This is a genomic window from Vibrio ulleungensis (assembly GCF_016900875.1).
GTDB lineage: Bacteria > Pseudomonadota > Gammaproteobacteria > Enterobacterales > Vibrionaceae > Vibrio > Vibrio ulleungensis.
Genome location: NZ_JAFEUM010000006.1, coordinates 145,571 through 170,266 on the forward strand (window position 1 = coordinate 145,571; position 24,696 = coordinate 170,266).

General features: G+C 43.3%; 21 protein-coding genes and 2 pseudogenes. 6 read left to right on the plus strand and 17 right to left on the minus strand.

Annotated features, from left to right (window positions below):
• Nucleotides 1-84 precede the first annotated feature (84 nt).
• Nucleotides 85-1,089, plus strand: a complete 1,005-nt coding sequence (locus tag JQC93_RS14920; RefSeq protein ID WP_205159210.1) for an NAD-dependent epimerase — start codon at nucleotides 85-87, stop codon at nucleotides 1,087-1,089.
• Nucleotides 1,090-1,341: 252 nt separating this feature from the next.
• Here the strand turns inward: JQC93_RS14920 and JQC93_RS14925 are convergent.
• A pseudogene (locus JQC93_RS14925) lies at nucleotides 1,342-2,667 on the minus strand (polysaccharide biosynthesis protein); the annotation flags it as partial.
• A 357-nt stretch (nucleotides 2,668-3,024) separates the two neighbouring features.
• Here JQC93_RS14925 and rfbA (JQC93_RS14930) point away from each other — a divergent pair.
• The 5 genes and pseudogenes from rfbA (JQC93_RS14930) to JQC93_RS14950 form a co-directional block, all read left to right on the plus strand.
• A complete protein-coding gene (gene rfbA, locus JQC93_RS14930) occupies nucleotides 3,025-3,894 on the plus strand; it encodes a glucose-1-phosphate thymidylyltransferase RfbA (protein ID WP_205159211.1) in 870 nt (289 codons plus the stop codon).
• 2 nt (nucleotides 3,895-3,896) lie between these two features.
• Nucleotides 3,897-4,769 carry a dTDP-4-dehydrorhamnose reductase gene (rfbD, locus tag JQC93_RS14935; RefSeq protein WP_205159212.1) on the plus strand — a complete coding sequence of 291 codons (873 nt, stop codon included), beginning with the start codon at nucleotides 3,897-3,899 and terminating at the stop codon, nucleotides 4,767-4,769.
• A 2-nt stretch (nucleotides 4,770-4,771) separates the two neighbouring features.
• Nucleotides 4,772-5,323, plus strand: coding sequence for a dTDP-4-dehydrorhamnose 3,5-epimerase (rfbC, locus tag JQC93_RS14940; protein WP_205159213.1), 552 nt, complete (start codon nucleotides 4,772-4,774; stop codon nucleotides 5,321-5,323).
• A gap of 183 nt (nucleotides 5,324-5,506) precedes the next feature.
• A complete protein-coding gene (gene rfbB, locus JQC93_RS14945; protein WP_205159214.1) occupies nucleotides 5,507-6,586 on the plus strand; it encodes a dTDP-glucose 4,6-dehydratase in 1,080 nt (359 codons plus the stop codon).
• A gap of 214 nt (nucleotides 6,587-6,800) precedes the next feature.
• Nucleotides 6,801-7,059, plus strand: a pseudogene (locus JQC93_RS14950) (DUF4277 domain-containing protein); the annotation flags it as partial.
• A gap of 123 nt (nucleotides 7,060-7,182) precedes the next feature.
• Here JQC93_RS14950 and JQC93_RS14955 read toward each other — a convergent pair.
• The 16 genes from JQC93_RS14955 to rfbB (JQC93_RS15030) form a co-directional block, all read right to left on the minus strand.
• Complete coding sequence (locus JQC93_RS14955; RefSeq protein WP_205159317.1) at nucleotides 7,183-9,072, minus strand: polysaccharide biosynthesis protein; 1,890 nt, start codon at nucleotides 9,070-9,072, stop codon at nucleotides 7,183-7,185.
• A gap of 50 nt (nucleotides 9,073-9,122) precedes the next feature.
• The gene (locus JQC93_RS14960) at nucleotides 9,123-9,671 is read right to left on the minus strand and encodes a sugar transferase (protein ID WP_205159215.1); all 549 of its coding nucleotides are present in this window, start codon (nucleotides 9,669-9,671) and stop codon (nucleotides 9,123-9,125) included.
• 70 nt (nucleotides 9,672-9,741) lie between these two features.
• Nucleotides 9,742-10,623, minus strand: a complete 882-nt coding sequence (locus JQC93_RS14965) for an NAD-dependent epimerase/dehydratase family protein (protein WP_205159216.1) — start codon at nucleotides 10,621-10,623, stop codon at nucleotides 9,742-9,744.
• Complete coding sequence (locus JQC93_RS14970; RefSeq protein ID WP_205159217.1) at nucleotides 10,623-11,840, minus strand: glycosyltransferase family 4 protein; 1,218 nt, start codon at nucleotides 11,838-11,840, stop codon at nucleotides 10,623-10,625. The genes JQC93_RS14965 and JQC93_RS14970 overlap by 1 nt, the downstream gene beginning before the upstream one ends.
• On the minus strand, nucleotides 11,841-12,974 hold the full coding sequence (gene wecB, locus JQC93_RS14975) for a non-hydrolyzing UDP-N-acetylglucosamine 2-epimerase (protein ID WP_205159218.1): 1,134 nt from the start codon (nucleotides 12,972-12,974) through the stop codon (nucleotides 11,841-11,843).
• A 9-nt stretch (nucleotides 12,975-12,983) separates the two neighbouring features.
• Nucleotides 12,984-14,096 (minus strand): UDP-2-acetamido-2,6-beta-L-arabino-hexul-4-ose reductase, encoded by a 1,113-nt coding sequence (wbjC, locus tag JQC93_RS14980; RefSeq protein WP_205159219.1) that lies wholly within the window; start codon nucleotides 14,094-14,096, stop codon nucleotides 12,984-12,986.
• Nucleotides 14,097-15,146, minus strand: a complete 1,050-nt coding sequence (locus JQC93_RS14985; protein ID WP_205159220.1) for a polysaccharide biosynthesis protein — start codon at nucleotides 15,144-15,146, stop codon at nucleotides 14,097-14,099.
• Nucleotides 15,127-16,551 carry a hypothetical protein gene (locus JQC93_RS14990; RefSeq protein WP_205159221.1) on the minus strand — a complete coding sequence of 475 codons (1,425 nt, stop codon included), beginning with the start codon at nucleotides 16,549-16,551 and terminating at the stop codon, nucleotides 15,127-15,129. The genes JQC93_RS14985 and JQC93_RS14990 overlap by 20 nt, the downstream gene beginning before the upstream one ends.
• Nucleotides 16,552-16,578: 27 nt before the next feature.
• Complete coding sequence (locus JQC93_RS14995; protein WP_205159222.1) at nucleotides 16,579-17,574, minus strand: glycosyltransferase family 2 protein; 996 nt, start codon at nucleotides 17,572-17,574, stop codon at nucleotides 16,579-16,581.
• Complete coding sequence (locus JQC93_RS15000) at nucleotides 17,571-18,434, minus strand: hypothetical protein (protein ID WP_205159223.1); 864 nt, start codon at nucleotides 18,432-18,434, stop codon at nucleotides 17,571-17,573. The genes JQC93_RS14995 and JQC93_RS15000 overlap by 4 nt, the downstream gene beginning before the upstream one ends.
• An 11-nt stretch (nucleotides 18,435-18,445) precedes the next feature.
• Complete coding sequence (locus tag JQC93_RS15005; RefSeq protein ID WP_236009580.1) at nucleotides 18,446-20,167, minus strand: ABC transporter ATP-binding protein; 1,722 nt, start codon at nucleotides 20,165-20,167, stop codon at nucleotides 18,446-18,448.
• A gap of 80 nt (nucleotides 20,168-20,247) precedes the next feature.
• Nucleotides 20,248-21,354: a DegT/DnrJ/EryC1/StrS family aminotransferase gene (locus tag JQC93_RS15010; protein ID WP_205159225.1), complete on the minus strand. Its 1,107-nt coding sequence runs from the start codon at nucleotides 21,352-21,354 to the stop codon at nucleotides 20,248-20,250.
• Nucleotide 21,355: 1 nt separating this feature from the next.
• Complete coding sequence (locus JQC93_RS15015) at nucleotides 21,356-21,814, minus strand: acyltransferase (protein ID WP_205159226.1); 459 nt, start codon at nucleotides 21,812-21,814, stop codon at nucleotides 21,356-21,358.
• Nucleotides 21,811-22,218 (minus strand): sugar 3,4-ketoisomerase, encoded by a 408-nt coding sequence (locus tag JQC93_RS15020; RefSeq protein ID WP_205159227.1) that lies wholly within the window; start codon nucleotides 22,216-22,218, stop codon nucleotides 21,811-21,813. Before JQC93_RS15020 ends, JQC93_RS15015 begins: the two co-directional genes overlap by 4 nt.
• Nucleotides 22,219-23,085 carry a glucose-1-phosphate thymidylyltransferase RfbA gene (gene rfbA / locus JQC93_RS15025; protein WP_205159228.1) on the minus strand — a complete coding sequence of 289 codons (867 nt, stop codon included), beginning with the start codon at nucleotides 23,083-23,085 and terminating at the stop codon, nucleotides 22,219-22,221.
• 78 nt (nucleotides 23,086-23,163) lie between these two features.
• Nucleotides 23,164-24,222 (minus strand): dTDP-glucose 4,6-dehydratase, encoded by a 1,059-nt coding sequence (gene rfbB, locus JQC93_RS15030; protein WP_205159229.1) that lies wholly within the window; start codon nucleotides 24,220-24,222, stop codon nucleotides 23,164-23,166.
• Nucleotides 24,223-24,696 lie beyond the last annotated feature (474 nt).

A 24,696-nucleotide genomic window follows, 5' to 3' on the forward strand; every position in this document is an offset into this window, starting at 1 on the left:
GTAAGCTAACTCATCAGGTTAGAAGTCTACACACAGGCATAGCCACTTACTCTGACTTCAAAGCAAGACAGTTAGGATTTGTTTATGAAATATTTAGTCACTGGTGCTGCTGGTTTTGTTGGCAGTGCGGTTGTTGAAAGGTTAACGGCGGCGGGGCATGACATCGTTGGCGTGGATAATATCAACGATTATTACGATGTAAATTTAAAACACGCGCGTTTAAAGCGTATTGAGCATGATAACTTTAGACTAATCATTCTCGATATTGCTGATCGCGACGCGGTTAAACAGCTATTTGAAGATGAACATTTTGATCGTGTGATTCATTTAGCGGCGCAAGCAGGGGTTCGTTATTCAATCGAAAACCCTCATGCTTACGCAGATTCAAACCTTGTAGGACATCTCAATATTTTAGAAGGGTGTCGACAGACCAATGTAAAACACCTTGTTTATGCGTCTTCAAGCTCGGTTTACGGCTTGAATGCAAAAACGCCATTTGCTACTACAGACAGTGTTGACCATCCTGTTTCGCTTTATGCGGCGACAAAAAAATCTAACGAGTTGATGGCGCACAGTTACTCGCATCTTTACGACATTCCAACCACAGGTCTACGTTTCTTTACTGTCTACGGCAGTTGGGGACGTCCTGATATGGCACCGTTCATCTTTACTAAAAAGATCTTAGACGGTGACACTATTGATATTAATAACAATGGCGATATGTGGCGTGACTTTACTCATATTGACGACATTGTGGAAGGTGTTGTGCGTATCGCTGATGTGATACCTACCAAGAACAAAGAGTGGACGGTAGAAACGGGCTCGCCTGCAACCAGTTCTGCGCCTTACTCGGTTTACAACATCGGCCATGGCTCGCCAATTAACCTAATGGGCTTTGTGAAAGCGATTGAAGATGAACTGGGTATCGTAGCGAAGAAAATTTTCCGCGAGATGCAACCTGGCGATGTTTATCAAACGTATGCTGATGTGAATGATCTGTTTGAGGCAACGGGTTATAAGCCGCGAGTGTCTGTTAAAGAAGGTGTTGCAGAGTTTGTACAGTGGTATCGTGAGTTCTACAATAAATAGAATAGCGATACGCCTAAGTATACTTAGTCTGCAAGTGATACGTGTCTCAAAAGGCGAGAACCTAGCCAGAAACTATCTCATTGAGTTTCTGGCTAGCACGCTTTGTTGGTTTTCTTACGCTGAGTTCTAGTGAGTCCATCAAGGACTAGAGCAACGTCCCTTTTAATTTTGGCAGCGCTCACCACACATTCGTTACTGTTCGAAATCCCCCAATAGACTTCCATATCAACGAAAATCGCCAATTGTATTCGTTTACTTTTGCAACCAGACAAGGTCCCCAATATTACTAGACGGCGCAAACCCTGTTGGCGCTGTTAGCATCAGGCTGCGCAACTCTTCTTGGTCATAGCGCTCGGCACATTGTTGTATAGCATCCAGCAGTTGAGCGTACTCAGCTTGCTTCATCGATACTTCGTGTGCAGTCATGATGCGATCGTGCGACGTTTCACTTACCGAGTCACCGATGAGCAGCTCTTCGTAGAGCTTTTCTCCGGGTCTTAAGCCGGAGTAATGAATTTCTATATCACCTTCTGGATTATGTTGATCTCTTACTTCCAATCCAGATAAGTGAATTAGGTTTTTTGCTAAATCCGAAATTCTGACCGGCTCTCCCATATCCAGTACAAACACGTCCCCACCTTTGCCCATTGCACCTGCTTGAATTACCAGCTGGGCGGCTTCGGGGATGGTCATGAAATACCGAATAATGACCTTGTGAGTAACGGTGACGGGGCCACCATTGGCGATCTGCGACTTAAATAGGGGAATAACCGACCCTGACGATCCAAGTACATTGCCAAATCTAACCATGGAGAACAAGGTATTGTGCTCTGTTTGATAGCCCTGAGATAATGCCTGTAAGCCTAATTCGGCTAAACGCTTGGTTGTTCCCATAACGTTGGTTGGACGGACTGCTTTGTCGGTAGATATGAGCACAAACGAGGTTACATTGGCTTTGATTGCAGCGCAGGCGGTTCTATAGGTGCCCAGTACATTGTTTTGAACGCCTTCAATGGTATTAAACTCTACCAATGGGACATGCTTATACGCTGCCGCGTGGTAGATGGTATCTACGCTAAACGCTGACATTACTTGCGCCAATCGCGCTTCGTTTTGCACGTTTCCCATAACGGGTACAATATTTACGTCTAAGTGTAACTGGCGAAGTTCGTGGTCAATCTTATAGAGAGAGAACTCTGAAATTTCGAATAAGATCAAAGTTGTGGGTTGCAGCTTTACAATCTGTCTGCACAATTCGGACCCAATCGACCCGCCGGCACCAGTTACCATCACCGATTTACCGGCTATGTTTTTCATGAGTAATTGCTGGTTTGGCTCTACAGGCTCGCGGCCAAGTAGATCTTCAATCGCCACCTCTTTGAGTTGGTCTATTTGAATATCGCCATTCACGATGTCCCCAAGGTTGAGGATAGTCATCACCTCAACAGGGTAGGCCGACAGGAGTTCAATTACCGATTTGCGCTCGGCTCGCGTTGCCGATGGCATCGCCAGCAGCACTTTTTCAATTTGTTGTTTTTCTATAATGTGCGACAAATATTTGCGTCTAAATACGGTCACAACAGCATGGCTGTTAGTTAATGATACGTAAGTGATTAATGAAACGAAATACCAATATAGATCTAGCTGTTAATGTATGCGTCTTTTAGCGATACTATAAAGCAGAAGCAAAAACGTAATCACTGGGCTCAGATGCTCGAACAACAAAACAGCAAATGGCGATCTATTAGTAGCGCATCATCATGAGCTCAATAATCAAACCTTTCACTAAGAATGGTTTAGCTGTTCAAGTCAGAATAAGGGACGCTTGTTGCGTCCTGCATGCAAAGCCTTAGAGTGGAACTTGAACAACGAAGAGTGGTGGAGACGAGTGCAGGATGCCTGGTTATCCGCTGGCTTTTGGAGTGAATAAAAAATATGAAAGGAATTGTTCTTGCTGGCGGTTCAGGCACGCGTCTGTACCCCATTACACGCGGAGTCTCTAAGCAGCTTCTGCCTCTTTACGATAAGCCTATGGTTTATTATCCAATCTCAACGTTAATGCTCGCGGGCATCCGCGAAATTTTGATCATTACGACCCCAGAGGATAAAGAGAGCTTTGTCCGTCTACTGGGGGATGGCTCCGACTATGGCATCAAACTAGACTACGCCGTTCAGCCTAGTCCAGACGGTCTTGCCCAAGCTTTTTTGATTGGGGAAGAGTTTATTGGGGATGACAACTGCTGCTTAGTCTTGGGGGATAACATCTTCTATGGTCAACACTTTAGTGACGCGCTAAAGCGTGCAGCTAGCAAAAAGCAAGGCGCAACGGTATTTGGCTATCAGGTGAAAGACCCTGAGCGTTTTGGTGTTGTTGAATTTGACGACACCATGCGAGCCATTTCTATTGAAGAAAAACCAGCGCAGCCAAAATCTAACTATGCAGTGACCGGGCTGTATTTTTACGACAAGCGTGTTGTTGAGATGGCAAAGCAAGTCAAACCTTCTGAGCGCGGTGAGCTCGAAATCACCACGCTAAATGAAATGTATTTGAATGACGGTCAATTGAATGTTGAGTTGTTGGGGCGTGGTTTTGCCTGGCTCGATACGGGTACTCATGAATCACTTCATCAAGCTTCTTCGTTCGTGCAAACGATCGAAAATGTTCAAGGGTTAAAAGTCGCTTGTTTAGAAGAGATCGCCTTCAATAATGGTTGGTTGTCCAAAGAAGAGCTAACCCGTCTCGCACAACCGATGATGAAGAACGACTATGGTCAGTATTTAATGCGATTAGTAAAGGACTCCTAACAATGCGGGTATTAGTAACAGGGTGTAATGGGCAAGTAGGACGTTGTCTGGTTAACCAACTTGCCAATAAGGCCGAGTTGTTGGCGGTCGATAGATCTGAACTCGATATTACACATCGTGACGCTGTTTTTGACTTGGTAAACGAGTTCCAACCCGACTACGTGATTAATGCAGCAGCACATACCGCTGTCGACAAAGCCGAACAAGAGCCGGACCTTTGTTATGCGGTCAATCGTGATGGCCCTCAATTTTTAGCGCAGGCAGCCAAATCTATAGATGCAACGATTTTGCACATTTCTACAGACTATGTTTTTTCAGGAAACAAAAGTAAGCCGTACGAAGAAGGGGATGAAACTGGGCCGCTCGGGGTTTACGGAGATACTAAGCTTGCAGGTGAGTTGGCGCTGGCTAAGGCCAATGAAAAACACATTGTTCTAAGAACGGCTTGGGTGTTTGGAGAGCATGGTAACAACTTTGTAAAAACTATGCTTAGAGTTGGCGCATCTAGAGACAGTTTGACTATCGTTGGCGACCAAGTTGGCGGCCCCACGTATGCGGGCGACATTGCGGCGGCGTTAATTCGAATTATTGAGGTTATTGAGCAAAAGGGCGAAGTGGATTGGGGTGTTTATCACTTTTCGGGTGCGCCTCACGTGAGCTGGTATGAATTTGCGAGAGAAATTTTTAAAGGTGCAGAAGCCGCTAATGTGTTAACGGCACCTCAATTAACGCCAATACCAACAAGTGCTTACCCCACGCCGGCTAAGAGGCCTATAAACTCGCGCTTGGATTGCTCAAAAATTTCAGCCAATTTTGGGATAGCGCCAAGTAACTGGACTCGCGCATTAAAAAACATTCAAGAGTATAAGTCATAATTATGAAAGTCATTGATACTAAAATTCCAGATGTAAAAATTATAGAGCCAAGTGTATTTGGTGATGAACGCGGCTTCTTTATGGAGACCTGGCAACAGAAAAAATTTGAAGACTTAGTGACAGGAAAGCCGACTTGGTTTGTTCAAGATAATCACTCCAAGTCTAATAAAGGCACGCTTAGGGGATTGCATTATCAAACAAAGAATACGCAAGGAAAACTTGTACGGGTCATTTCTGGCGAAGTCTTTGATGTTGCCGTAGATATTCGCCAGGGTTCGCCAACCTTTGGTCAGTGGGTAGGCGAGTTCCTTTCCGCCGAGAATAAGCGTCAATTGTGGGTTCCAGAAGGGTTTGCCCATGGTTTTTATGTGACCAGCGAAGAGGCTGAGTTTGTTTATAAATGCACTGACTATTACAATCCCAAATACGAAGTTTCTATTTTGTGGAACGATACAGAGTTAGCGATCGACTGGCCAATTACTGACCATGGACAACCAAATACCTCATTAAAAGATTCTCATGGTCAAAAATTTGTAGATATCACACCAATTTAGATTGGATTACAGCCGCCGCAGGTGGGAATGCGTACAAACTCTCTTTTGGCAAAGAGATCGCATGTATTTGGGCATTTACTAAAGGTATTGTTAATTGCTCACGTGAAGACACCTGTTGTGTCAGCGGCACACTAACTGATATTAATACTTCTAACACCTATTTATGGCCAGAGACATTTAAACATGAAAATTTTAATCACAGGCGGAGCCGGATTTATTGGCTCTGCTGTTGTACGTCACGTCATCGAAAATACTCGCGATAGCGTTATTAATGTAGATAAATTGACCTACGCTGGCAATTTAGAATCGCTTACCGATGTCGCATCCAACGAGCGTTATTCATTTGAACAAGTCGATATTTGTGACCGCACCGAATTAGACAGAGTTTTCGCGCAGCATCAACCTGATGCTGTTATGCATCTTGCAGCCGAATCTCACGTGGATCGGTCAATTGACGGTCCTGCCGCTTTTATCGAAACCAATATTGTGGGAACCTACACGCTGCTTGAGGCGACTCGCTGTTACTGGAATACCTTGCCAGAGACGGCAAAGCAAATGTTTCGCTTCCATCATATTTCTACTGACGAAGTGTACGGTGACTTAGAAGGTACCGACGATCTGTTTACAGAAACGACCTCCTACCAACCATCCAGCCCTTATTCAGCCTCTAAAGCCTCAAGTGACCACTTGGTTCGGGCATGGCTTCGCACCTATGGCCTTCCGACTATTGTGACCAATTGCTCAAATAACTATGGCCCGTATCATTTCCCCGAAAAACTCATTCCATTAATGATTTTGAATGCGATCTCTGGCAAAGCGCTGCCTGTATACGGTGATGGTATGCAAATTCGTGATTGGCTGTTTGTCGAAGATCACGCTCGAGCACTGTACAAAGTTGTAAAGGAAGGTGAGGTTGGAGAAACCTACAACATTGGTGGCCATAACGAGAAAGCGAATATAGACGTTGTGAAGAGCATTTGTGCGATTCTTGAAGAGCTGGTACCCGACAATCCTCATTCGCGCTCAGGCGGCAATCTTGGTGGCTTCGAGTCTCTCATTACCTATGTAACCGACCGTCCAGGGCACGATGTACGTTACGCCATAGATGCTTCAAAGATTGAGCGTGAATTAGCTTGGACACCTGAGGAAACGTTTGAGTCTGGGATCCGCAAAACTGTGGAATGGTACCTTAATAATAAGCCGTGGTGGCGTAGAGTGCTTGATGGCTCATACGCAGGCGAGCGGTTAGGCGTGAGTAAATAATATGAACGGAATTGAGTTTGCTAGGGCAAGACCGCGACAATTTTTCAATATCCGTTTGTTGCCAACGGCTTGATCCCCAATGTGTTCTGCAGTGGCTAGTTGGCTAAAGTGATTAACCCGTCATTCCGCATCCGATTCAGGAATTAAAATAGTGTGATCCAGTGATCATTTACAGATGGTAGTGGCACAGACCTCTTGACCGCGATCCCCTGTTTTGAACACTGCTTTCTGCCATGAAGTCGGTTTACCAGGCATTATTGATCGCATCATTTCCAAAATACTCGGATCACAACGTCTCACATCGCGACGCAGCATTAGCAATGATTCTGAACGGCCTTGGCTTTCACAGCAGAACGCTGCATATGTTCTCTGACTTCTTCGAGACGAAGCCTGTTGCCAAGTTACTCGCTAAAGACATTGAAGCGCACCATTTTACTGACGATGTACTCGGGCGTACGTTAGATGCTTTATATGGTTTTTCTATGGTGAGTGCTAGTTAGTCTATCAAGGTCTAAAGCAACGTCCCCTTGATTTTAGCAGCGCTCACCACACATTCGTTACTGTTCGTTAAGTCCGGGTCCTAACAGGCAGCCATATCAACGAAACTCGTTAACTGTTCTCTTTTCCTTTTGCAACCAGACAAGATCCCCTATGTTACTAGACGGCGCAAACCCTGTTGGCGCGTTGAGCATCAGGCTGCGCAACTCTTCTTGGTCATAGCGCTCGGCACATTGTTGTATAGCATCCAGCAGTTGAGCGTACTCAGCTTGCTTCATCGATACTTCGTGTGCAGTCATGATGCGATCGTGCGACGTTTCACTTACCGAGTCACCGATGAGCAGCTCTTCGTAGAGCTTTTCTCCGGGTCTTAAGCCCGAGTAGTGAATTTCTATATCACCTTCTGGATTATGTTGATCTCTTACTTCCAATCCAGATAAGTGAATTAGGTTTTTTGCTAAATCCGAAATTCTGACCGGCTCTCCCATATCCAGTACAAACACATCCCCACCTTTGCCCATTGCACCCGCTTGAATTACCAGTTGGGCGGCTTCGGGGATGGTCATGAAGTACCGAATAATGTCCTTGTGAGTAACGGTGACGGGGCCACCATTGGCGATCTGCGACTTAAATAGGGGAATTACCGACCCTGACGATCCAAGTACATTGCCAAACCGAACCATGGAGAACAAGGTATTGTGCTCTGTTTGGTAGCCCTGAGATAATGCCTGTAATCCTAATTCGGCTAAACGCTTGGTTGTTCCCATAACGTTGGTTGGACGGACTGCTTTGTCGGTAGATATGAGTACAAACGAGGTCACATTGGCTTTGATTGCTGCGCAGGCGGTTCTATAGGTGCCCAATACATTGTTTTGAACGCCTTCAATAGTATTAAACTCTACCAATGGGACATGCTTATACGCTGCCGCGTGGTAGATGGTATCTACGCTAAACGCTGACATTACTTGCGCCAATCGCGCTTCGTTTTGCACGTTGCCCATAATGGGTACAATATTTACGTCTAAGTGTAACTGGCGAAGCTCGTGGTCAATCTTATACAGAGAAAACTCTGAGATTTCGAATAAGATCAGAGTTGTGGGTTGCAGCTTTACAATCTGTCTGCATAACTCCGACCCAATCGACCCGCCGGCGCCAGTTACCATCACCGATTTACCGGCTATGTTTTTCATGAGTAGTTGCTGGTTTGGCTCTACGGGCTCGCGGCCAAGTAGATCTTCAATCGCCACCTCTTTGAGTTGGTCTATTTGAATATCCCCGTTAACGATGTCCCCAAGGTTGGGTATAGTCATCACCTCAACAGGGTAGGCCGACAGGAGTTCAATTACCGATTTGCGCTCGGCTCGCGTTGCCGATGGCATCGCCAGCAACACTTTTTCAATTTGTTGTTTTTCTATAATGCGCGACAAATATTTGCGTCTAAATACCGTGACACCTTGGATCGTTGTTTTGTGTATTTTTCGATTATCATCAATAAAGGCAACGACGCGGTACTCTTCGCTTTGTAGCAGTACATTGTACAGCTGACGCCCAGACTTACCTGCACCATAGATAATGACAGGTGTCCGATCTATCGCCAAAAAGTCAGACAACAAAAATCGAACGACAAGTCTTGTCCCGCCACACAACGTCACAAGGTATGCAGCGAAAATAACAGGAACAGAGCGTGGTAAGAATACTTGGAAATAGTATGAAAACAGCACCAGTAAAAAACCAGAGGCGGCCGCACCAAAACCCACAATTATGATGGCTTTGATGCTTAAAAAGCGCAATATTGCGCGGTACAAACCGGTATTAATGAAAATTAAAATCGTTGCAAACGCAACAGAGCCAAATACATACCAATACTCATCGTCCGACCAATAAGGTTCGAATGTTCCCATTCGAGAGTAAAACGCGAACCAAAATGAGGCAAAGATGAATAGCACATCAATCGCGACACTTACCAGCCTTTTTGCTGGCCTAGGCATCGTCCAAAAAAAGTTTAGAGAAAACAAAAGTTAACCTCAGTCAGTTGTTCTTACCGAACGGCATCGCCCGATCCGCTACCTGTTATTGTCATTAGTATATATTGGACGTACTTTTTGACGTCTAAAGTGTCTATCATCTGCTTATCAACGCTGGCTAGGCGCGCAGGTGTGGACATGTCAATGTTTTGAACTTGCGCTAAGCCGGTGATACCAGGGAGAACGTTATACACCCCTAATGCTTCGCGCTCTTGAATCAACTCTTCCTGGTTAAATAGATTAGGACGAGGGCCGACCAAACTCATCTCGCCTTTAAGTACATTAATTAGCTGTGGCAACTCATCAATTTTTGTCTTTCTGAGTATTGCGCCGAGTTTTGTTATAGAGACATCGCCGGCTAAATGACTTGCCACAGATTTTGTAGAAACGGGCATCGTCCGAAACTTGATTAACTTAAAGGGCTTTTGGTTTTTGCCCACACGCTCCTGAATAAAGATAGGAGACCCAGTGTCAAAATACCCTACGATGGTCACAACCAGCATAATGGGCCACAAAAATAGCAGTCCGAAGAAGGCAGCCAGAAAATCTAATAATCGAATCATAATGTTATCGACCTAAATAAAAGGTTAATGCAACACAAAACTGCTCGCATTTTAAATGAAACACCATCGTTTAGCTATCGGCCTGTTGGCGCTCTAATAGCGATGTGTACTTTTTTGTATCGAGAGCAAAATCATTAAACAGCAGCTGATACATTTGCTTATTGTTGGTTAAGCCTGCTGCCATTTTAAACAGCCCTACCGGGACAGGTAGGTGTAAAACAGTCTTATTAGCGGGCGCGAGAAGCACATCAATGAGTCGCGGTAGTGATAACGGCTCGCTGTCTGCTACTAAATACGTTTCGCCATCCACGTGTTCGTAATGAGCAAAACCGTCAAGAGCTTTGACCAATGTTTTAACGTCAATGTAATGTCGTAACGCCTTGCTGCTGCCAAAGGGTAGCACTGGCACTCGCGCTCCTAGCTTGATGAGGCGTGCAAGGTTGCCTTTTACGCCTTCACCGTACACCAAAGGAGAGCGAACAATCACGACTTCAATAACCTTGTTGTCAGACAAAGCCAGTAAGTCGCGCTCACAGTGATACTTTGCCATTGCCGCAGCATCTGTTGGATGAGCCGGTGTATTCTCATCAATAGGCAAAGCCGAAGCCCCTACACCATATACAATGGTTGAGCTTAAAAAGATGAAGCGTTTTATCCCATGCTTAGCCGCGCGTTGTGCAAATGATATGACCGCATGGTGATTGACTTGGCTAATTTGCGCATCGGACGCACTGGATAGCGCGTTGTGCGCGATACCTGCCAAGTACACAACGGTGTCGCACCCCGAGAACATTGCCGCATCATCTGGGCATTGGCTCATATCTTCAACAACATGTTGTTCGATGTGGTTAAGGTCGTCACATCGCTCTCTTACAACAATACGCGAGACCGGGTTGTGTTCAATATAATGGCGGCCAATAAAGCCCGTTGCGCCTGTCAGTAGTATCGACATTATGGGCGTACCTCGGTGGTGATCAGGGATTGTAAAGCCCCTTCAAGTTTTGACACCAAATGCTGTTTATTAAAATGTGTATCGGCGTAGTGATACCCATTGTTGCCTAACATCAGCCGCTCTTTTTCATCGAGTGAGCTCAATTTAATTATATTTTCAAATAGAGTCGTGTACTCGCCAGAGTCACACGCATACCCACATTTAGCATCCGAAATCAGGTGTGAGGCTGCGCCATCGATCATTCCTAATATGGGCATTGAGGCAAACATGTAAGATTGCACTTTCCCAGGGATCGTGAGAGAAAAAATATCGTTGCTTTTGAGGGTCACCAGCGCGGCATCAGCTTTAGCGTAAAACTCTGGCATGTCATCAAGTGGATGCTGGCCGTGCAATTTAATGATGCTTTGCAAACCAAAATCCTTTATCTCTCTTTCTAACTGTTTTCGTCTACGGCCGTCGCCAACAATGTCGAACAATACGTTGAGTTGATGCTGCTTCACCAACTTTGCACACTCGACGATAGAGTCAAAATCTTGCGCATCCCCAATGTTCCCTGCAAATAGGATCCTAAAAATCCGATTGTTGGTTGGAGCGCGTTTGGTTGCAAAGATATCTTCGGCCCAGTTTGGAAATACAACGGTGGGTGTTTGTGATTTGTCACGTTTGCTTATTGCGGCTAAATACTCTTCTGACTGCGCCAAAATCAGGTCGCATTGGCCATAAATATGCGATACTAATCGTCCAACGAGGTTGATGGCTCCTTTCGATTTGATGGTACCTACAACTTCAAGTGACTCGGGCCACAAATCTAAAGACCACATGGCCAACGGGATGTTGTGCTGCTTCTTTAACGCTATAGCTGGAAGGGCTGCGGTTACGGGGCTTAGCTGGCAACAAAAAACCGCATCGAACGATCGGTCTTTGAGTCGTCTGCGGCCAAGTACTGTGCCCAAAACCGCAAACGACAAATAGTTTAGCAGCAATCGAATGCTGCCTTTCTTTCTTGGTAGCAGCGGAACCCGCACGATCTCGACACCGTGATAGTTCTGATATTTCTCCGGAGATTTAAGGTATTCAGGAAATACCACCCCATCCGGGTAGTTAGGCTTACCTGTTAGGACGGTAACTTCATGTCCTTGCGCACTTAAGGCCAGTACCAGATCGTTGATCCGAAAGTTTTCTGGCCAAAAGTACTGTGTTACCACAAGAATTTTCATTTAACTGTATTTTTTCCAAACCACACGGTTAACATAATCGGTATAAGAATGAACAATACGGACCACTTTGTCAGATACGTTTGGCATAGAATAATCCGCGACAGCTCGCATCGAGCGAGTGTTGCCTCTGGATTGTGACTCCAATATGGTTAAACCCTGAAGTACGCGCTCAGTCTCAAGTCCCACCATCATTACAAAAGCTTCTTCCATACCCTCTGGGCGCTCATGAGCTTCACGCAGGTTCAGCGCTGGGAAGTTCATGATAGAGGCTTCTTCGTTGATAGTTCCACTGTCTGATAATACCGCCTTAGCGTTTTTTTGAAGGTGGTTATAATCGTGAAACCCTAACGGTTTTAGCAATTGAATGTTTTTATGAAACGTTATGCCCTGGGCTTCGATTCGATTTCGTGTTCTAGGGTGGGTCGATACAATAACCGGCAGATCGTACTGCTGAGCAACGCTATTTAGTGCGTCGGCTAATTTTTTGAGTTGCTCTGGTGAATCTACATTTTCTTCTCGGTGCGCACTGACGACAAAAAACTGCTCTTGCTCTAGGCCTAAGCGAGTCAACACGTCGGAGCCATCAATTTGAGGCATGTAGTGATTTAGCACTTCAAACATCGGACTGCCGGTTTTAATCACGCGATCCGCGGGGATGCCTTCTGCTAATAGGTAGTCCCGAGCAATTGTGCTGTAGGTTAGGTTGATGTCAGAGATGTGGTCAACAATGCGACGGTTGGTTTCCTCTGGTACGCGCTGATCAAAGCAGCGATTACCCGCTTCCATGTGGAAAATAGGAATTTTGCGGCGTTTTGCTGGCAGCGCAGACAGGCAAGAGTTGGTGTCTCCCAAAACCAGCATGGCTTCTGGTTGGATTTCTTGCAGCACTTCATCCACTTTAATGATCACTTGACCGATCGTTTCGGCGGCATTTTTCCCCGCAGCGTTGAGGAAGTAATCGGGTTTACGTACCCCTAGATCATTAAAGAAAACTTCGTTAAGTTCATAGTCATAGTTTTGCCCAGTGTGAACAATTACATGCTCACAATGCTCGTCTAGCTTGGCCAATACTCGCGACAATCGAATGATTTCTGGGCGAGTCCCCACAACGGACATGATTTTTAGTTTTTTCATCATTTTTCTCTAAGCTTGTGATATTGGGCGTGCAAATGTATCTGGATTTTCTCGGTCGAATACTTCGTTTGCCCACAACATTACGATCATTTCATCATCGCCAATATTGGTAATGTCGTGTGTCCATCCCGGTACGGTTTCAACCACTTGCAGTGATTTGTCGTTGGTATCCAGTTCATAATACTCACCGGTATCAATGTGCTGAAATTTAAACCGAGCTTGACCCTTTACCACCAAAAACTTTTCATTTTTACTATGATGATAGTGTCCACCACGAGTGATCCCCGGGTGGGCGGTAAAGAAAGAAAACTGTCCCGAGTGCTTGGTTTTTAGCATCTCGCTAAAAACGCCGCGTTCGTCACCATAACTAGGCACAGCATAGTGAAATTGGCCTGGCTTCATATAACTTATGTAGGTCGAGTAGAGTGCTCGTTCTAGTCCAACACCGACATCTTCAACAATTAGGTTATTTCTGCTCTCTTTAAATGCCGATAGCAGTTGTGCTACCTCACCAACCGTTGTGGCATATTCGGGCTCGATTTTTTTAAATCCCGATGCCGTGCCGCTTTCAAGAAGCGCAATCAGTTGCTGACAAACATCATCTATATAGACCAAGCTCACTGGAGCGTTTGGATCATGAATATTTATCTCAATGTCATTGAGCGTGTTGTAGCAAAAAGTGGCCACAAATGAGTTGTAATTTGGGCGGCACCATTTGCCAAAAACATTCGGAAATCGATAAATGAAATACGGTGCTTGAGTGGCTTCACCATATTGCTCTACGGCATTCTCAGCACGACGTTTACTTTGTCCGTACGCATTGCTCAACTCCGCTTGCGTCGAGGAACTTAGTACCAATGGCGTTTTGCGATTAAATTCAACTAACTTTTCAGTGATATAACGCGTTAAGTCAGCATTGCCTTGTTCAAACTCATCGTCATTTTTAGGTCGATTGATCCCCGCTAAATGATAAACAAAATCGGCACTTTTAAGAGCCTGTGTTAACTCATCTTCAGACGTGTGACGATCAATTTCGACGATATCTTTATAGCCATGCTCTTTGAGCATGACACATAGATTTTTACCAATGAATCCCTTTGAGCCAGTAACAATAATGTTCATTTAAACTCCCTCAGGGACAACAACACTGCCTGCTTCAATATCAGCAATGAAATCGAGCTTGTGCAGTAGTTTTACCATGCCTTCTACATCCAATCGCTCTGTATTGTGAGAGTTATAGTCTTCAATAATAGAGAGGTCCTTTTCACCTTCTTCATTAAACTTGGTGTAGTTTAGGTCGCGATTATCCGAAGGGATGCAGTAATAGTCACCTTGGTCTCTCGCAACAAACATTTCTTCACGGCTGCATAATGCTTCGTACAGTTTTTCACCATGACGCGTACCAATAATATTAATTGGGTGCTCAGGTTTGTGTGTGATTTCGAGCAATGCTTTTACCAATACATCTATTGTGGCTGCAGGGGCTTTTTGAACAAAAATGTCACCATTCTCGCCATTTTCAAAGGCATGTAACACCAAATCGACAGCGTCGTTTAGCGTCATCATAAAGCGCGTCATGTTCGCATCCGTTATGGTGAGAGGGGTGCCTTCCATAATCTGACGTAAAAATAGTGGAATGACAGAGCCACGAGAGGCCATCACATTACCGTAACGAGTTCCACATATGACGGTTTTGGTGTCGTCTACATTGCGAGACTTGGCAACCATGACCTTTTCCATCATCGCTTTAGAAATACCCATCGCATTGATTGGATAAACGGCTTTGTCGGTACTTAGACACACGACCCGCTTAACTTCATTTTGAATGGCAGCCTCTAAAACATTTTCTGTACCCAGTACGTTTGTTTTAACTGCTTCCAAAGGGTGGAATTCACACGAAGGCACTTGCTTTAGAGCTGCCGCATGATAAATGTAATCAACATTTCTGGTCGCATTCAAAATGCTTTGATAATCGCGGACGTCACCTATGTAAAACTTGAGCTTATCGCTCTGGTATTTTTTTCTCATGTCGTCCTGCTTTTTCTCATCACGAGAAAAAACACGAATTTCTTTTATGTCTGTTTCGAGGAAACGGTCTAAGACAGCATTACCAAATGAGCCCGTGCCACCGGTAATTAACAAAATTTTATTACTAAATGAGTTTGATTCCATTTGAGGAAATCCTATCTATATACTTAAAAGACAACCTTCTGACTAGCGCATGCATTCTAGCATTTGAAAAAAGTAAAAGTACGCTAGTGAGAACCCAAAACGGAGACATATACTCCAAAAAACTAAACACCTGATTATTGGCAGGCATATACAAAAACATAATTGCAAACAGCGGTAGCAGTGCCTTTGCAATAAAATTATTATCTTTCAACGCCAAATGGACGACATACGAAAAATAGTAGCCCAGCACTAACATCACCAGAATTACCCCATAAAATGAGACGTCATTGGCAAAGTAGCTGTAGGCAGAATGCCAAAAAATGTTTTCATCCCACGACTCGGTGATTTTACGCTGATAGGTTCTATCCCTAATGTCGAATCCCAAATCGTCTTCAAAAACGCGCTGCAAGAATACCGAATGTCCAACACCATAGGTCGACTCAAATGGCTCAGAGAGGGAAATAGACATACCCTTGTAGCCTTGCGCTATGTAAATCGATACTTTTTCATAAAAATCGTAGCCGACCCCATAGTACTCATCAACATCTCGATCAAACGTGACACCATACTCCCTCAAATAATCGAACGTTGCAGGCTTCTCACTCTCGACGGTTATAGTGTACAAAGAACTTCCTGATTTCACAGCATAAAACTGCCAGAATGAAAATAGGAAAATGAATACAAGTGACACCAAAATGCCTTTCCTGTTTCTAAGGCCAGAAAGCCCCCGATCTTGTTCCTGGGAAGATTTTCGGTCAAATGAAAGCAAAATAATTAACAGGCAAATAAATATGACAAAAAAGTAATAAAAGTTAATTGCGCTAAGACTCATTATGATGCCGCCAATGAGTGGAATGGTGGCAATAAGCACGCCTACGAATTTTTTACTTTTACTAAGTGCTGGCCAACGATACACAAGTAAAGGCACTAGTAAGTATTTGAATATGCTAAATAAAACTAAAGAGGCGGAAAGGATCTTGTTGCCTTTGTACTCTCCAGAAAACAGTTTTTCTGCGTACAAGAAGCGAGCTTCCCATGGCTGGAACAACCCAAGCTTAAAGCCTTGCCAAAGGTCTGTCCAAACAAGCGTGTTCGACATCGTGACATTTTTAAATGAAATGACTGATCCGATGGCCGCCAGCAACATGATGCCCCAATAGTATTTATCTACTAAAGCGTTAAAAATGGTGTGGTTTCTTGCTTCACCCTCACCTTTAATTCCTAGTTTCCCAAAATGAGCTAAGTAACCAATGACAAAAGCGATATGGTATCCCATTAGTAACAATAGCAACTCAGTTGTATTGCTAAAGTTCCAATTTACAGGCCCCCAAAGTGCCAACAATATGGTGGCTACTAGGTATACTTCAACTAATAGTAATGGTAATAGCAATTTAAAGCTGCCCAATTGCTCGCTTTTTGAATCGGACATAGCTTATTCCTTGTTTAATTTGGACATATATTGCTTGGTGTTTTTGACGATTAATTGATAGTGTTGACTATGAGCTTCACTATTAATATTGAGCTTAATCATTGATCTTATGATTTTTGGGGAGTGATACAATAACCTTCCGAGATAAGCGTAGTAGTTCAAATTCAATAGTTTAGCTTTTACGCCATTTAAACGATAGCAAAACAGCCTGTTTCGCAACATAAATCGGCCTATAGCGCTTGGGTCTATACTTTCTAGAAACTTAAACACATCTTCTTTATCTTGGTTATATTTTTCGTTTGCTACCAAATAGATAGAACCACTGGTTCGTCGGTAGTACACGTAAACTTTGCCAACGGTTAAAAATTTCACTTTGTCATAGATTGATGACAAAAAGGCCATCATAGGGAAGTCTTCTGTTACGCGAAACTTCCTAATAAATTTGAATCCTTCGTCATGCTTGATGAACTTATTTTGATAAATAAGACTGGGTGTGTTGATTACGCTAATACCCTTTATTTTGGATAACAGAGTACTATTTTCATAAATGTGCTGAGTAGCGTATATGTTCATTATTAGTGCGCGTGATTCTATTAGTTCACCCTCAACCAACAATAATGGAAGTCCAGTAACAAATTCGTTCTTATCTATAAGCTTAGCTTCTTCGAATATATTTTCATAAGAGTAAACATCATCGCCAGCAAGTAGTTTAAATGGTTCATTGCCAATATGCTCCCACATACTGGTGAAGCTTTTGCCTACACCTCTATTGACCCCATCACCAAGTACCGTTACGTCCGAGAACAAAACAGAATTATGCGCAAGCCAGGTGTTGATCAGTTCCACGCTAGAGTCTTTAGAACCATCGTCTGAGACAACAAGGTTTATATTAAGACCTTTCCCATAATTGAGTATTTGGTATTTGATACTTTCTAGGTGTTCTATAATATAGTCAGCATGATTATAAACCAGTACCGTAAACGTAAAATCTATTTTCATCGTAGAACTCGTTTTACTTTAGACATTACGCCTCTGAGAAGCGGTATAAGCGCTCTGGGACCAACCATCCTCAATCCAAGGAGCATAAAATCGATCTTCCATTTTAAGCTATATTTTCCTTCCGACAGTGATTCACTGGCGTATCCCCGAATTAACGGGTCGAGCTGTAAATTATATTTTTGTATCGCAGGATCGCAAACCTTCTCAACCCACTTTCCTCTGCGTATAGCCCCACCTAACTGATACTGATAAATAAAGGTATTTTCACAGTCTTGTTCTGCACAATAGTATTCATATTTATCGCCGTAGGCTCGAACAGAACCAAAAAACTCCCACGCCCAAGGGGAATCAATTTTTCCGGTCACTTCTTCTAAAGCACTTTTTCGCCAGATTGCAGGGCAAGAATTCACTTTATAATCTGTTGTTTTTCCGAGCTTCCTGAAACCTTCGTATCCTTGGCTCGACTCACCAGGAATATTATTAAAATAGAATGCCGCGATATTTTGGTTAGCTTCAAGTAACGTTAAACAGTGATTTAGTTTTGTTTCATTAACTTCGCCCTCAAGGATAAAGTCATCAAAAAGTGTCACGACATACTCTTTATCCACCTGAGAGAGGACATGTAATAAGCGGTCTCCCCATGAAGCGGCTTGATAGTCGCCACAATAATTACGTGTATTAATGTTGAGACCACTAAATACGGTTGTTTTTGTTTCAGTATTTAGAATGATTTCTAGGTCGCAATGCTTCCAATGATCAGCAAGTGCGCTGAAAAACATTTCCCATACATCTTCATACGCGTCACAAGATTGCACGAGTAATACACATGAGTTTGCCAGTGTCGAAGTGTTGTTATTCATTCATTGTCTGGCTAAGCATGTTCAGCCATCTCCCTAAACAGTTCATTTCTATTATATAAGTCTTTATAAGTACCGGAATCTGTAACTGTACCTTTATCTAAAAAGTAGATAATGTCACACTTCTCGACAGTTTTTAGTCGGTGCGCAATCATTATGATTGTTTTACTGCCACTAAAATCAGCAATCGCATCCATTATTAGCTTTTCGGTTATGCCATCTAGTGCACTAGTTGCTTCGTCAAAAACAAGCACGGATGCATTTTGATACAACGACCTCGCTATGCCGATTCTTTGACGCTGGCCGCCTGATAGTTGTACGCCTCTTTCCCCGACCTTAGTTTTGACACCATTGGGTAGTTGGGAAACAAACTCTTCTAGTCTGGATAGTTTTAACGCGTAATTCACTCGGTCATAGTCTATTTCACTATCCAGTAGCCCAAATGCAACGTTCTCGGCTATAGAACCTTCGCTTAAGAATATCGTCTGGGGAACATAACCAATAACATTTTGCCATGTGCGCATGTTATTTTGGTCTACATGTTGGTTGTCGACGAGTAGTTTTCCATTGTCGGGATGAATTAAGCCAAGCAGAATATCTATTGCAGTCGATTTACCTGAGCCCGAAGAGCCAACGATACCGACGGTCTGGTTTACAGGAAAAGTCATATTGAGCTTAGACAGCGCGAGTGTGCTCTTATTTGGGTATGAAAAGTCTACTTGCTGGAGCGAGATACTTTCTTTAGGCTCAAGTCGTTGCTCCTCATTAGTCATTGGCGTCGATGTTGTTGCTTTTTCACTCTGTTTTGATGCTATTAGTTCAGGTCTAATTTCTTCAAATGCCGCGATATTACCCTTAATTAGGGCTATACTCGCATAAATCTGTTGTACAGCGGGCAATAATTTGAGTCCTGCCAACGCGTAAACTGCTAAGAGCGGTAATATCGCGCTTAAGTCTCCATCATGAGTTTTAAGTAGGACCAAAATCAATCCAATCATTGCACCAAAGGCAATAAACTCCATAAGATATCTAGGAGCAATACTTAACGCGTTGTTTTGTCCATTAGCTTCAGCAAAAGTCACGCCGCTCTCTTCGAAGTGTTTAATAAAGTTTCTACTTCGATTTAACAATAGTACGTCTCGGATACCGCCAAACCCCTCGTTCATTAGGCGAAAGCGAAGTACTGAATTGTCCGATATATCTTCTCCGTTTTTCTTCAGGCGCGCTTTAATGGTGCGATAAAGCCCAACGTAGGCTAAGAAGAAGATTAAAAACCCAGAAAAGGCAACTGCAGGGTTGTAGGCGAAAATAACTATCACGATACAGATGGCAAGTACAACACGTGCATTCATCTGTATAAGTGGCAATATGACCTGACTAGTAATCCTGATTGATTCGGTAGATACCTGTTTAATTAGTTGCGCACTGCTTCCGCTAGAGTGAAATAGCCAGTCTTGTTTTAAGTAATGGCGATATAAGCGGTCAGAGATTTCGGTACCAATTTTAAACGCAAATATGGACAGTAACCATGTTGTTACCATAGATACAATGGAAGCAAGCCCCAGCGCGACTAACACTCCTATACCAACCAAAAACAGAAAATCGTACGGACTTTCAGATTGAGTATATGCATACAATGAGGCCAAAACGCTGTTTTTTTCAATCAGCGAAATGTCACCCACTAACGCCATAAAAGGGCCAATGGATGCTATGCCTACCACTTCAAGTAACGCCATTGCGATCACTAATACCTGAAGAAGATAAAATTTCTTTCTTTGGCTAGGTGTTAAGAGCGAAAAAAGTTCGCGTATTAGCCTTAGCATTGCTGATAACCGTTGATTAGATTGATGATGTCTGTAACGTCACTTTCTGACAAAGTTGGGTCTATTGGCAAGCTGACAATTTCTGCGTGAATCGTTTCTGTCAAAGGCAAGCTTTGGTGGCCAAACTCCTGATAGGCTTTTTGTTTGTGAGGCGGAATTGGGTAATGAATAGAGACCTGGACATCATGGCTTAACAGAAATTGCATAAAGTGTGCTCTATCTTTTACTCTTACAACAAAAAGATGGAATACATGATGTTCGTTGTTTGACCACTTTGGTAACGCTACAAGATGATTGTCGATTTCGTTGGAATAGCGTTGTGCAATGTGTTGGCGCTTGTGTGTGTCACTAGCTAAGTGGTTAAGCTTTGTGCGCAACATTGCTGCTTGAATCTCATCAAGTCTGGAGTTAACACCTTTGTATTCATTTTCATACTTTTGCACCGACCCATAATTACGTAGTGCCATTAATACCTCGGCAAGTTGGTCATCGTCAGTGGTAATTGCACCACCGTCGCCAAGAGCACCTAAATTTTTGCCTGGGTAGAAGCTGAATCCACTGGCGTTGCCCCACGAACCTGCCTTTTTACCATTAATGCTAGCACCATGAGCCTGAGCGCAGTCTTCTAATACCAACAAGTTGTGCTTTTTCGCAATGGTACACAGTTCATCCATTGGGGAGATTAAACCGTACAAGTGTACAGGTAAAATCACTTTAGTCTTTGAGGTAATGGCGGCTTCGACAGTGGTACCACGTAAATTGTAACTGTGCTCATCAGGTTCAACTAAAACCGGGGTTAATTCGTTTTCTGTAATGGCGAGCAATGATGCGATATAGGTGTTGGCAGGAACGATGACCTCGTCACCACTCTCAATGAACCCTAACTCTTTCCAAGCACGTAAAACTAAAGTTAATGCATCAAGACCGTTGGCAACGCCAATGGCATGCTTTGTCCCACAAAATGCGGCAAACTCTTGTTCAAACTGAGTTAGTTCTGTGCCCATGATATACCACCCCGAGTCGATTACTCGTGTGCATGCATCAATAAGCTCTTGGCGGTATTGAGCGTTTATGGACTTTAGATCTAAAAATTTAGGCATTTTATTTCTCGATATATCGAATTACTTTTGACGGGTTTCCTGCTACGACGGCATTAGCTGGGACATCAGCAAGCACCACTGAGCCAGCACCAACCATTGCGTTTTCACCAATGGTTAACCCAGGCAATATGGTCGCATTTGCACCAATTGATGCCCCTTTTTTAATGACGATTTTGGGAAATGAATCAGGGTATACTTTTGAGCGAGGAAACTTATCGTTGGTAAATGTCACACTAGGCCCAATAAATACGTCGTCCTCAATAACAGTACCATCCCAAAGGTACACGCCAGATTTAATGGTGACCCTATGACCAATTTCTACATCATTCTCAATAAGTGTATGAGCGCAAACATTGCAATTTTCACCTATTTTGGCACCCGGAAGGACGACCGAAAATTGCCAAATAGTAGTGCCTTTTCCAATATTCTTACTTTGCACATCACTAAGAGTATGAATCATTGTGCCTCCGCGATCTTAACAAACTCATCGTAGTCGCGTATGTAGTCTGCTTCATCATATAGATCACTTGCAATAACCATCAAAATACAATCTTCAGAAAAATCATGCATCTCCCGCCACTTAAGGCCTTTTATGTGAAGGCCAACGTTGGGTGAATCTAAAACAACTTGTTCTTTGTTTGTTCCGTCATCAATGATAAACGTCACACTCCCTTTTAAGCAAATGGCCAGTTGTTCTAAATTATAGTGTGCATGAAACCCTCTTGAGACTCCTGATTGAGTATCAAAAATGTAATAGACACGCTTCACCTCAAAAGGAATATTCTTATTTGCCTCTATTGCGATGAGGCTACCTCTATCATCGCCCATGATAGTAAAATCAATTAAATTGATTAGTTGTTGCATTTATCCCTCCAGCAAGCCTAATAGGTATTGGCCGTAATCGTTTTTTTTAAGGCTATTGCCTGCTTCTCGCAGTTGTGAATTATTTAGCCAACCTTGTCTCCATGCAATTTCTTCTAAGCAAGCCACTTTGAGACCTTGCACGTTTTCTATGGTCTCTACAAATGATGAAGCTTGATGAAGGCTAGCATGTGTACCGGTATCTAGCCATGCGAATCCACGCCCGAGCAACTCAACATTTAGCTCATCATTTTGAAGGTACATGTCATTCAAAGACGTAATTTCTAACTCTCCACGATGCGATGGTTTGACTTTTTTGGCCAACTCTACGACTTGATTGTCATAAAAGTAAAGACCTGTAACGGCATAGTTAGATTTTGGTATAACGGGTTTCTCTTCAATTGATTTTGCTTTCATGTTGTCGTCAAATTCAACCACACCAAAGCGTTCTGGGTCCTTAACTTGATATCCAAACACGGTCGCTCCATTGGGTCGCTGTGCTGCACGTTGCAAAATGGGACTAAAGCCTTGACCGTAAAAAATGTTATCACCCAGCACTAAGCAAACGGATTCCTTACCGATGAATTGTTCACCAATAATAAATGCTTGTGCGAGTCCATCGGGTGTCGGTTGCTCGGCGTATTCCAAATTGATTCCAAACTGAGAGCCATCGCCAAGCAGACGAACAAATCCGTTTTTATCTTCGGGTGTTGTGATTAATAAAATGTCTTTTATCCCGGCAAGCATCAACACGGATAAGGGATAGTAAATCATTGGTTTATCATAAACGGGCAATAACTGTTTAGATATTCCTCTAGTAATGGGGTAGAGACGAGTACCTGAACCGCCCGCTAAAATAATACCTTTCATTAATTAATACCTTTCGAAGTTGATGGTCCGCACTTAGGTTTAAGCCCAATAAATAGATTCACGCACTCTTGCAAGCCGCTATTGACCTAAGCGTTCTCGGTTATAAGATCCATCAAGTACTCGCTTCCACCATACTTCATTGCTTAAATACCATTGGACGGTTTTGCGAAGCCCAGACTCAAATGTTTCTTTTGGTACCCAGCCGAGGTTTCGTTCAATTTTGGACGCGTCGATAGCGTACCTTACGTCGTGTCCTGGTCGATCGGAGACAAAAGTAATTAAATCCTCATATCGTTCTACACCAGAAGGCTTATTTGGTACTAGCTCCTCAAGTAGCTGACAGATTGCCCTTACAACATCAATATTGGCTTTCTCATTGTGGCCACCAATATTGTAAGTTTCGCCAATTTCGCCATCGGCCAAAACTTTGCAAAGTGCGCGTGCATGGTCCTCAACATAGAGCCAATCTCTTACTTGCAAGCCACTGCCATAAACTGGAAGAGGCTTACCTTCAATGGCATTAAGAATGACCAGAGGGATAAGCTTTTCAGGAAAGTGATAAGGGCCATAGTTATTAGAACAATTGGTTACTAATACCGGAAATCCGTAAGTTCTACCCCAAGCTCTAACTAAGTGATCCGAGCCAGCCTTACTGGCAGAATAGGGGCTGCTTGGCTCATACGCAGTGTGTTCGGTAAAAAGCTCGTTGGTACCTTCCAAATCACCGTAAACTTCATCAGTAGAAATATGGTGGAATCGAAACGACGCTTGCTTTTCTGCAGACAATTTTTTCCAATACTGACGAGACACTTCAAGCATATTGAAGGTGCCAACTAAATTGGTTTGAATGAAATCGGCTGGACCATCTATAGAACGATCCACGTGTGACTCAGCAGCCAAGTGCATAACAGCATCGGGTTGATGCTCTTTCAATACTTTTTCTAACGCAGCAAAGTCGCAAATATTAACATGCTCAAAAGAATACCGTTCATTTCCCTCTGCATTAGGGAGGGATTCTAAATTCCCGGCATAGGTCAAGGCATCGACATTCACAATAAAGTCATTTGATTCGCGCAGTATATGACGGATTACTGCGCTTCCGATAAAACCCGCGCCACCACTGACTAATATTTTCATAAAGTTACTCTGATTTATCAGACTCTTTAGCTTCGAACTAACGTTCGAGTTAAAAGCAAAATTAATGAGTTTGATAAGACTATTTATCAAAACAAAACAGCCGATATTATACCTGAGTTGGGTTTCTATCGCGATAGTTTTAGGCTTGCTGTGCGTCACATGCAATTGAAGCCAAGGTGAATGCTCTTAACCAAACGAACAGTATAAGGCTTTATTCCCATTGTGAGTGCTAAACAAAAAATGAAACAGGTTGCAAGTGTCTAAATGAAATGCGGAACTAAGAAAAGCTAGAATTGTTTAACGCTGACGAAATGTTGTTTAGGCGAGAAAGTAATGGGTGTTTTTAGCGTTAGCTGGCTAACTGTTATTAGGGGAAGGGTAAATGTCCTAGCGAAGCTAGACTAGTTGGTGAGGTATACTGTTAGAGGTTATTCACTCTCTCGAGAGTCACCACAAATGTGGTTTGGGCATAGT